Origin of the sequence: Vibrio sp. B4-6 (genome assembly GCF_963888245.1) — a bacterium.
GTDB classification, from domain to species: Bacteria; Pseudomonadota; Gammaproteobacteria; order Enterobacterales; family Vibrionaceae; genus Vibrio; species Vibrio anguillarum.
The window spans coordinates 1-10,682 of sequence record NZ_CAWPIM010000023.1 but is presented as its reverse complement, the minus strand read 5'-3'; the positions used below and the strand labels follow the sequence as shown (position 1 = coordinate 10,682).

Genomic DNA, 10,682 nt, shown 5'->3' with positions numbered 1-10,682 from the left:
ACTCAAATTGCAGCGTTCAAATGTGCAGTTTGTAAACTTACATTTCTGGAATTTAACCGCTGAAAAATCGCAGTCGGAGAATTGGCAATCTTCAAACTCGACGTCGCTATATTTCTCATCAGGTGAGGAAAGCTTCTCAAAAGAAACGTCGAAATATTGCTCATTATTTTTTAAATCTATCATCGTATCCTCTGAATAGCCTAACGCCCGGCTAAGGGGTTGACAACGCACCGCCGAACTTAAAAAACACACTTAAACACTGAACTTCAATTTTGCACTAAAACCGCCACGCGTTGGCAATCCCTCTTGAGCCGTTTGTTATGCAAATTCAATGAGATAAACCGAATTTATACGACCAAAAGCCACGATTGCAATGGTTGAGTGATTCAAGAACCACCCCAAACAAGAACTGTGATAAATGAGCCGCCAAAACAAAGCCCACCTTTCAGCAACAAACCAAGCTTTTGAATCAGGAAAACTTAACGAGCAAAACCTTCAGCAAGTGCAAAATGCTCGATAAACTTGCCCTTTCCACACTTTGCGCCCGCAAAACTAACAACGCGCCAACGCTTAAAACTGATTGAGGCAAACAAAGAATCTTACCTGTTTTACGGTTTGAGTTAACCAAGAATTTTAGGGTAAAAATGCTCATTTGCCGACAGCACAAAATGAATGGCCAGAGAAATCCCGAAAGATTGAACCCCTAAATTTACCTGAGTTGCATAACGCCCGGCTAAGGGGTTGACGGCGCACCGCCGAACTTAAAAAATACACCGTAAACACTGAACTTCAATTTTGTACTAAAACCGCCACGCGTTGGCAATCCCTCTTGAGCCGTTTGTTAGCTGCTACACTTTAGCCGGAAATTGACTACCCAACGGCCTCATTTAAAACACATTATTGCTTTCAAGCGGTAAAGTAAAACGGACAACTGAGAAACTAAAACCCAATCCACGAAACGCACTTGGCAAAGAAGAAATAGCAGGAAAACTGACGAGCTTCTAATACTTAAATTTACAAAGAATTCTTTCGAAGAAGCCAACAACCAAGTGCACGAAATCCATTTAAGCGCGAAAGAGCCTCAAAACCAAAGAAGCCACACCAAAGAAATAAACAAACACACCACTTCCCGTAAGAAGACTTCGGTTAGTTCAAACACTCTACGAACAGTGCCACTGGCGAGATACGCGGAGGAGTGCTGACTTTCAGGTGTAAAGCTAGAGCCTCAGACTAAGAAAAAATAAACACGTAATTTTATGATTTATCTTAACCTCAGCTAACGCTGCGTTAAGTGGTGAACAACGCGACCACCAAACCTAAGCCATTGTGCCGTAAACACTAAAGCTGATTCAAACCAAAACTGCCAAGCGTTGTGAATCCGTCTTAAACGCTTTGTTAGCCATTTTTATGGGTTGAAGAACTCTGGATTTTTCTTTGCTAGCTTTTCTGACTGTACTTGAGTCTCTGTACCTAAAAGAAACCGACTTTCATCCCAAAGGGTATGAAGTATTTTTGTGCCCGTATTTTCTTGTTTGTTAAAATGAAAACTGTAAGTCTCCAGAAACAACTGCTCTAAATACACAGCCATTCGGTTGCTGCATTCATAGAAAGTTATATATAGTGTTTCGTCAGTATTCCATTTATTGGGAAGGTGATCATATGTAATTCTATGATGAACGTAACCTTTACCAACATATACACATAGCATTCTATATTCAAAATGGTCACCACAATAGTCTTGTTCAACCCATAGCTGATAAATCCCCATTTTTCCTTTTAGATCTTGAAGAGTTTCTGCCTTGTCTAAGGTTATCTCTTTCAGATTTTCTTCGATATTCATCTCGATGGAAACACAGAAACTGTCGTTAGCAATGTTTTTTACTAAAATAGGTATTTTGAGCTCATTGTTTACAACTTCATCAAAATCAGAATGTTCAACCTCTGAACAAATACAATCCATACTACAACCTCAGATATATTATGCTGGCTAACGCCCAATTAAGGGGTGAACAACGCCTCCACCCAAACCTAAAGAATTGTGCCATAAACACTTAATTTGAAGTAGAAGCAAAAATGCCAAGCGTTGTGAATCCCTCTTAAATCGCTTGTTAGCTTTTATCTTGATTCAAGTGATGAACTGTTAACTCATATCGAGGTAGTGCCGCTGAGTCACATTTTTCGCACGTGTAAATCCAAAGAGAGCTTGAAGTTTCTTTTTTTTCATTGAACACGGTTTCAAATTTAGAAATAGCTTCAATGCGACTGGAAGTAATTTCACTAGCTGAATTACAAGAAGAATCTGAAAGTGTAGGATCATATTCCCAAGATTTTAAACCAACACCACAAATGGTATTAGGGAATAATGCTTGTAGTCGAGAAAACTCAACTACTGGTAAGTCTAGTTTTTGGCTAGCAGGGATAGAAAGAACATCCATATTTACGTCTTTAAATGCGACAGACTTAAAAGACTCGATTTGTGCACCTTTAACTTTCAAGTATGCAGAAAAATTACGAGCTGAAACTTTCGAAGTATTTTCATAGGATAGTGTTAATGATTTCTCATCATCACCTAGCCAACTCAAAAAACTAGTGTCAGACAATTTAACAATCGTGGGTGTTGTTGTTCTAATATATTCATCTGAAGCTGATGGTGGCGATTTTGGAGGGTTATAATAAAAGTATATTGCAACCCCGAGGCTGACAATTCCAAATATGGTGCCAATCGCTCCTACCCAAAGCCCGATGTAACTAGCTTTGCTCGGTGTCGTCCATTTGTCATATTGTTTTTTGGTGACTTTCATTTCCATAACCTTTCGTATGATATGCACCATCAATATTACTGTTCATAAATACAGTGTCAATATTTATTTGTAGAGTTAATCACTACGCATGAAAGCTAACGCCCGGCTAAGGGGTTGACAACGCACCGCCGAACTTAAAAAACACACTTAAACACTGAACTGCAATTTTGCACTAAAGTCGCCACGCGTTGGCAATCCCTCTTGAGCCGTTTGTTAGGCCAACAGATTGACAACGATACTTTCAAAACCAAAGAACGAGCTCGCTTGAAAACTTAAAACCAACTAAGTGATTAATTTATAAAACAAAACCTCAAATCAGCAAAGAAACCAAAAACTCAAATTGAGCGATTTGGAAGAAAAGTGACGAGCGTAGCATGCTCGGCGGACGTTTGGATGCTGAAGGTTATTTTGCCGCTGAATTCACAACGATAAACAGCTCAACGCGATCAAGAAACAACAAATATGTGATGACGATTTATTACTTAACTTAAGCCAGAAAACATGGAATTTACTGTTCAATTTCAACTCGATTTAGCTGATAAAAACTCACCTTGCCTAACGCCCGGCTAAGGGGTTGACAACGCATAGCCGAACTCAAAAAACACACTGTAACCCCTGAATTTCAATTTTGCACTAAAGCCGCCACGCGTTGGCAATCCCTCTTGAGCCGTTTGTTAGGCCAACCGATTGGCAACGACATTTTCAAAACCAAAGAACGAGCTTTTTTGTAAATTTGAAGCAAATTAAACCATTCATTTATAAACCAAAACGCTAAATCAACAAAGAAACAAAAAAACTCAAATTGAGCGGTTTGGAAGAAAAGTGACGAGCGTAGCATGCTCGGCGGACGTTTGGATGCTGAAGGTTATTTTGCCGCTAAACTCACAACGAAAAGCAATCCAACGCGATCAAGAAACAGCAAATATGTGATGATTATTTATTGCTTAAGTTAAGCCACAAAACATAGACTTTACTGCTCAATTTCAACTCGATTTAGCTGATAAAAACTCACCTTGCCTAACGCCCAATTAAGTGGTGAACAACGCACTGACCAAGCCGCTGCATAACACCGTAAACACTTTACCTGACGCATAGTAAAACTGCCACGCGTTGAGAATCCACTTGAATTGTTTGTTATGTGAATTTCACTATGCATTCAAAGTAAACCACCGTAGAAACGAAGGAATTTGAATAAGTTACGTGCAAAAACGATGCTTACCACAACCTAAATTTCACAGCGATCTGAGCCAAAGAGAGCCACTTACGAATCAACAACAAAGAAAGCGCCCTTTCAGCCACAATAAAACCTTTTGCTTCATCAGACTTTCAGAGCTGAACTTCAGCAAGAGAGTCAGTCAAAAAGACATTTCAATTAAAACGATTTGAAACCACCGAAACTCAACACAAACCAGAGCCAAAACTAAATTGAGGCGACCCAAGAACCTTCAAAACGATAAATCTCAGGTTGTTCAAGAATCCATTTCGACCAAGCCAACTTGCCGAAAACACGGAACAAATTCTCAATGAAATCGTAGTTTTGACCTTAAAAACTCATCAAACACATAACGCCGCGTTAAGGGGCAGCCAACGCTACTACCAACTTACCGCATAACACCGTAACCACAAAAACCAACGCATAATAAAAATGCCACGCGTTGGCTGTTCCTCTTGAACGCTTTGTTACAAGCAAATAACACCTTGATTTAATTGATGTTCAACTGTTCAGAACTAGACAAAACCCATGCACTATTATGAGCTTCAAAACCAATTTTCGGATAATAACCTTGCGCTTTCGGCGCTGACAGTAAAACCAATTTACAGCTTGGGCTCAACTCTTCTTTAGTCACTAAGATCAGATATTTACCTATACCATTGGATTGAACGCTTTCATCAACGGCTAAATCAGACAGATAGCAACAATAGTGAAAATCTGTCACTGAGCGAGCCACACCTACAAGTTGATCGTTCAGCCATGCGGTCACAATTAAATTAGAGTTGTCGAGCATACCCTGAATAGTTGACTCATTATCCAAAGGACGACGCTCACCCAATGAAGTTTCCTTCAGTAAACTCACGAATTGTTCAACTGAGATTGGATGGTTTACTTTGTACTCGATTTCCATTTTTCATCCTCTGGGGCTGAATTTGCTTGTAACGCCCGGCTAAGGGGTTGACAACGCACCGCCGAACTTAAAAAACACACCGTAAACACTGAACTTCAATTTTGTACTAAAGCCGCCACGCGTTGACAATCCCTCTTGAGCCGTTTGTTAGGCCAACCAATTGACACCGAGACTTTCAAAACCAAAGAACGAGCTTTTTTGTAAACTTAAAACAAACTAACCCATTCATTTATAAACCAAAATGCCAAATCAGAAAAGAAACAAAAAAACTCAAATTGAGCGATTTGGAAGAAAAGTGACGAGCGTAGCATGCTCGGCGGACGTTTGGATGCTGAAGGTTATTTTGCCGCTAAACTCACAACGAAAAGCAACTCAACGCGATCAAGAAACAACAAATATGTGATGATTATTTATTGCTTAAATTAAGCCACAAAACATGGAATTTACCGTTCAATTCAAACTCGATTTAGCTGATAAAAACTCACCTTGCCTAACGCCCGGCTAAGGGGTTGACAACGCATAGCCGAACTCAAAAAACACACTGTAAACGCTGAACTTCAATTTTGCACCAAAGCCGCCAAGCGTTGGCAATCCCTCTTGAGCCGTTTGTTAGCTGCTGCACTTTAACCGGAGATTGACTACCCAACGGCCTAATTTAAAACACATTATTGTTTTCAAGCGACAAAGTAAAACGGACAACTGAGAAACTAAAACCTAACCCACGAAACGTACTTGGCAAAGAAGAAATAATAGGAAAACTGACGAGCTTCTAAGACTTCAGTTTACAAAGAATTCTTTCGAAGAAGCCAACAACCAAGTGCGCGAAATCCATTTAAGCGCGAAATAGCTTCAAAACCAAAGAAGCCACACCAAAGAAATAAACAAACACACCACTTCCCGTAAACAGACTTCGGTTAGTTCAACCACTTCACGAACAGTGCCACTGGCGAGATACGCGGAAAAGTGCTGACTTTCAGGTGTAAAGCTAGAGCCTCAGACTAAGAAAAATAAGCGCTTAATTTTATGGTTTTTCTTAACCTCAGCTAACGCCCAATTAAGGTGTGAAGCACGCAACCACGACTCTCAATTTGACCATTGTAAACACCGAACTCAACCCAAACCGAAAATGCCAAGCGTGCTGAATCACTCTTAAATTGTTTGTTAGTTCTCTGTGCTCACTGTCATCAAAATTGCTTTTGTTGGTATAGATATATAGGTACTGCTATTATGAAGCTTCAGCTTTGTATTAGCACCAACATTAGTAAAAAGCACATCAACTTGTTTTAACCAACAGCCTTGTATACAGTTTAAGTCAGCTGCGCCTTCTTTAGTTTTTAGCCAAGGGAGTACATTTTTATATTGTGCTTGGTCAATTAGAAGGTCCACACCGATTTGACGTACGCCCATTTTTTCAAACGTTGTACGAGTTACACCTCCCCCAATTTGTCCCACAACTAGTGGCGTAATATACACAAACGCGCAGAGACACATTATTACTACATCTTTACTTACGCGATTGCTAACAATCGGACTCCCTGTCGAATCTAAGATTTGTTCTGTTTGATTCGACTTACTCGATACCACAGAAACCAACACATAGCCAAAAGCAACTAATACTATAGTTCCAATAATTACAATCATGGGATGTTGATTTATGTATGCAGCACTGAAAATTATACCGTTTGCAAACAACCCTCCGGCGACAACTGTAAACCAGTCACTTTTTGGTAACGGAAGTACAATATCACCTTTATATGTACTTAGTTTTAAAATGTAGTTAATTGGTTTAGCTAATAACGACACCCAAAAAACACTAGCTATAAAGAAACCAAACACAGCTACCGAGTAATAAAACCCAAAGACTACAATTGCCCATATAAAGAACAGAGCATCTGTAATTGTAAGTCCTGACGGATAGTGGTTGATGCTGGCACAATAGTAAATAACCAGAATTGCACCAAATATTGCACCAACGACTCCTAAGGTACGTGAATGCTCTTTTATGATGCTAAATAAATTCAAAATAATTGTACGCTGATTTTCCAACTTTCCCCCTGAGAACTAACGCCCTGTTAAGGTGTGAGCAACGCAATACCGAAGCCCCCGCATACCACCTTAAACACAAAACGCAACGCATAGCAAAAATGCCAAGCGTTGCGAATCACTCTTAAACAGATTGTTAGGTTCGTTTACTAGCCGACTCTTTCTGATTGCCATCGACATAGACAATTTTCGATGCAGAACGACCATCTTGAATTGCTTCGTCTCGCAAACGTTGAACTGTCGCATACTTCTTACCAAGATTTCCGACATCGATCAGTAGGAAATAACCTCTCTCTGTATCGTCAGCTTTCTTGTAAATTTCGAGTTGTTTCTCATACCCATGAACCACATTAGGGTTGGTTGAAAGCTTGATTTCTACAACAACCTTGCTATCAAAGCCTTGAGATAGCTTGAAATCCACAGGTCCATTACCAGAGTCAGCTTCTGGCGATAAATCTAAGTTATTAGCTTTGCAGTAGCTGTAAGCTACTGCAAACAACAGACGTTGAGCAGCCTTTTCTTTTCTCGGTTTATTCTCTTCACACCATAGTTCTTTCCAAAGACCTTTATTTTCAACTAAGTCTAAAAATTGATTCAATATTTCTTCAACCAAGGCATCAACATCATCAAGGGTTAACTTTTTATTGGCAAATCTTGAAAGGTCATGAGGATAAGTAGAAGCAACTGACTCTAGTAAGCGTGTCCAAAACATTTCACCATTTTTGTCACTATCAAAGTCATACGGTTCTGGTGCAGCTCGTTTGATCAGTTCCATCACTGATTCAAAGGCTTCTTTGCTTTTTAACGCTGATTCTTTAGCTGTTCTCTTTTGTGCTTTTGTCATTCGAGCCCAAATGCCACCAACTTGATCGTTGAGGCGCTCTCTAAGCTCTTCGTTTTCACGAGCAACACGCCCAATATCACTCCAATCTGCTGCAACTGGTAAATCGCGCACAATATCATTAGGTACCAGTATTAACCCCTCACCGGAGCACGGGTTAACAATGAGATTATGAGTTGCGCCAGCAACTTTAAAATCTTTTGTCGGTAGCTTTAAAGTCGAGTTAATTCTGTGAGTAAATGCAATCAGGTCATCAAGAATTATGTTCGTAGTCATATCACTAATTCGATCAGGACCGATTCCCTCTTCAAATAGCGCTAGCACCATAAACATATCAATATCATCGATGCCCAACGACACTATTTGATACGCTGTATCAAGTGTCGTAGAGACTAAATCTGTACCAAATCCAGAACCTTTAACCGATGCACCATAGCCTAGACATGTATTGCTAATCTCTGAAAACTTAAATAAGCGTGCTGCATTTCTCCAAGGCACATCATTCTTTTCATTCGACTTGCTCAACAGCTTAATGATCATTTAAAATCGGCTCTTGTAAGCATTAGACGCGTTATCATGCATTTCTGCATGCTGACTATCATTAAGTAATAATGGGTCGATGAAAAGTTGAGTGTCGGTGTCTAACATTACATCTACAACACCTAACGAATCTAATGTCGAAGTTGAGATTTTGAATGCACTTGATAGTGTTACTGGGTTCTTAATCTTAGCCATATCGCCTCGTATAATAAATTAAGCTCACTTTTTATATGGGTATTGCAATAAGAAAAACAATGCATAAGGATTAAATATGTGACAAGGCTTAGATATTCCGATAGAACCTAACGCCCAATTAAGTAGCCCGAAACGCCCTGGCTGACTTTCTGCATGACCCCGTAAACACAAAATTCAACGCAAACCAAAAGTGCTAAGCGTTGAGGGTCTGCTTGAATTGTTTGTTATGTTTTACCACAAATGACTGATTTATTTGGCAAAGAACTGCTTTGTTGACCTCATTTCAAGAAGTCAGTCACATGCCAAACCTTACTTGGCCGCCAGATGCACGAAACACCAAGCACGTAAGTCCACTTCCCTGCCCAATGAGGCAAGCCGATAAACGCTCAACAAGCACCCTCTCTTTCCAACCACAGCGCAGAACAATGGCAAATTGCCGAGGCAACTGCCAAGCCGACATGCTACTTGGTAAATACGCTGAAAGCGCCTTAAAGCCAGTGAAACTTAAAACCAGCCACCACGACCTGAAAATGAAGCAACCCACGAATATTGGCATGTTTTACGGGCTGAGAAATTCAAGAATTTAGGCCGACAATGCGGATTTGCTGAAGTAACTCGAACGAATGGCTAAAGGGGCAAAGAACATAGATCGAAGAATCTTTAAGCCACTGAAATACAAGTAAACATAACGCCCGGCTAAGGGGTTGACAACGCACCGCCGGACTCAAAAAACACACTGTAAACACTAAACTTCAATTTTGTACTAAAGCCGCCACGCGTTGGCAATCCCTCTTGAGCCGTTTGTTAGGCCAACCAATTGACACCGACACTTTCACAACCAAAGAACGAGCTTTTTTGTAAACTTGAAACAAACTAACCGATTAATTTATAAACCAAAATGCTAAATCAGCAAAGAAACAAAAAAACTCAAATTGAGCGATTTGGAAGAAAAGTGACGAGCGTAGCATGCTCGGCGGACGTTTGGATGCCGAAGGTTATTTTACCGCTAAATTCACAACGACAAACAACCCAACGCGATCAAGAAACAACAAATATGTGATGACGATTTATTGCTTAAGTTAAGCCACAAAACATGGAATTTACCGTTCAATTTCAACTCGATTTAGCTGATAAAAACTCACTTTGCCTAACGCCCGGCTAAGGGGTTGACAACGCATAGCCGAACTCAAAAAACACACCGTAAACACTGAACTTCAATTTTGTACTAAAGCCGCCACGCGGTGGCAATCCCTCTTGAGCCGTTTGTTAGGCCAACCAATTGACACCGACACTTTCACAACCAAAGAACAAGGCTTTTGTAAATTTTAAAACAACTAACCGATTAATTTATAAACCAAAATGCTAAATCAGCAAAGAAACAAAAAAACTCAAATTGAGCGATTTGGAAGAAAAGTGACGAGCGTAGCATGCTCGGCGGACGTTTGGATGCTGAAGGTTATTTTGCCGCTAAATTCTCAACGAAAAGCAACGCAACACGATCAAGAAACAACAAATATGTGATGACGATTTATTGCTTAAGTCCAGCCTGAGAACATGGAATTTACCGCTCAATTTCCTCGTTTTAGCTGATAAAAACTCACCTTGCCTAACGCCCGGTTAAGGGGCAGCCAACGCCATTACCAAGCTTCCGCATAACACCGTAACCACAAAAACCAACGCATAATAAAAATGCCGCGCGTTGGCTGTCCCTCTTGAACCGTTTGTTATGTTTAAGCTTCAATGACTTACGTTTTTCCAAAACCAAGATTAACTCGGCTTTGATTTACATACAAAAGCCAAAACCCAGAAAACTGAAACGACTCATAGATTTGAAAAACAGAATTAGAATTTCGGCAGTTCAAGCACAAAAACCTGTGATCAAAATACTGATTGAGCCAACCGCCCTAACCTCGCGCTTGCCTGAAAATTGATTGAGGCAATTCTCTGAATTTCCAGCGCCAAAGAATAATTGTCCGGAAAACAGCGCCCGCTGAAGCCAACTTGCCGACAAATGCGTATTTCGGAGCATTCCGAACAGCCATTTCGGTATGACCCGAACACCTATTTCGGTTTAATCCGAACGTACATTCCGCGATTATCCGAACACTTTTAAGCGAACTCCGAAATCAGCGTTCGGAA

At 40.3% G+C, this 10,682-nt stretch carries 7 protein-coding genes; all 7 read right to left on the bottom strand.

The features are described from left to right. Positions 1–183: pentapeptide repeat-containing protein (locus AACV20_RS08930; RefSeq protein ID WP_170908036.1), on the bottom strand; the 183-nt coding region annotated here is incomplete at its 3' end. A gap of 1,222 nt (positions 184–1,405) precedes the next feature. Next, positions 1,406–1,960 (bottom strand): hypothetical protein, encoded by a 555-nt coding sequence (locus AACV20_RS08925; protein ID WP_170908035.1) that lies wholly within the window; start codon positions 1,958–1,960, stop codon positions 1,406–1,408. Positions 1,961–2,108: 148 nt separating this feature from the next. Then, positions 2,109–2,807, bottom strand: coding sequence for a hypothetical protein (locus AACV20_RS08920; protein ID WP_170908034.1), 699 nt, complete (start codon positions 2,805–2,807; stop codon positions 2,109–2,111). A gap of 1,697 nt (positions 2,808–4,504) precedes the next feature. Continuing rightward, positions 4,505–4,924 (bottom strand): GNAT family N-acetyltransferase, encoded by a 420-nt coding sequence (locus AACV20_RS08915; protein ID WP_170908032.1) that lies wholly within the window; start codon positions 4,922–4,924, stop codon positions 4,505–4,507. Positions 4,925–6,085: 1,161 nt separating this feature from the next. Next, positions 6,086–6,970 (bottom strand): hypothetical protein, encoded by an 885-nt coding sequence (locus AACV20_RS08910; protein ID WP_240507678.1) that lies wholly within the window; start codon positions 6,968–6,970, stop codon positions 6,086–6,088. Between the two features lie 133 nt (positions 6,971–7,103). Beyond that, on the bottom strand, positions 7,104–8,348 hold the full coding sequence (locus AACV20_RS08905; protein WP_212752663.1) for a hypothetical protein: 1,245 nt from the start codon (positions 8,346–8,348) through the stop codon (positions 7,104–7,106). Beyond that, positions 8,349–8,543: a hypothetical protein gene (locus AACV20_RS08900; RefSeq protein WP_212752662.1), complete on the bottom strand. Its 195-nt coding sequence runs from the start codon at positions 8,541–8,543 to the stop codon at positions 8,349–8,351. Between the last annotated feature and the right edge of the window lie 2,139 nt (positions 8,544–10,682).

Coding starts and splice junctions, on each gene's coding strand:
- AACV20_RS08915 (WP_170908032.1), bottom strand. CDS start 4,924: ATGGAAATCGAGTACAAAGTAAACCATCCAATCTCAGTTGAACAATTC.
- AACV20_RS08900 (WP_212752662.1), bottom strand. CDS start 8,543: ATGGCTAAGATTAAGAACCCAGTAACACTATCAAGTGCATTCAAAATC.
- AACV20_RS08905 (WP_212752663.1), bottom strand. CDS start 8,348: ATGATCATTAAGCTGTTGAGCAAGTCGAATGAAAAGAATGATGTGCCT.
- AACV20_RS08920 (WP_170908034.1), bottom strand. CDS start 2,807: ATGGAAATGAAAGTCACCAAAAAACAATATGACAAATGGACGACACCG.
- AACV20_RS08925 (WP_170908035.1), bottom strand. CDS start 1,960: ATGGATTGTATTTGTTCAGAGGTTGAACATTCTGATTTTGATGAAGTT.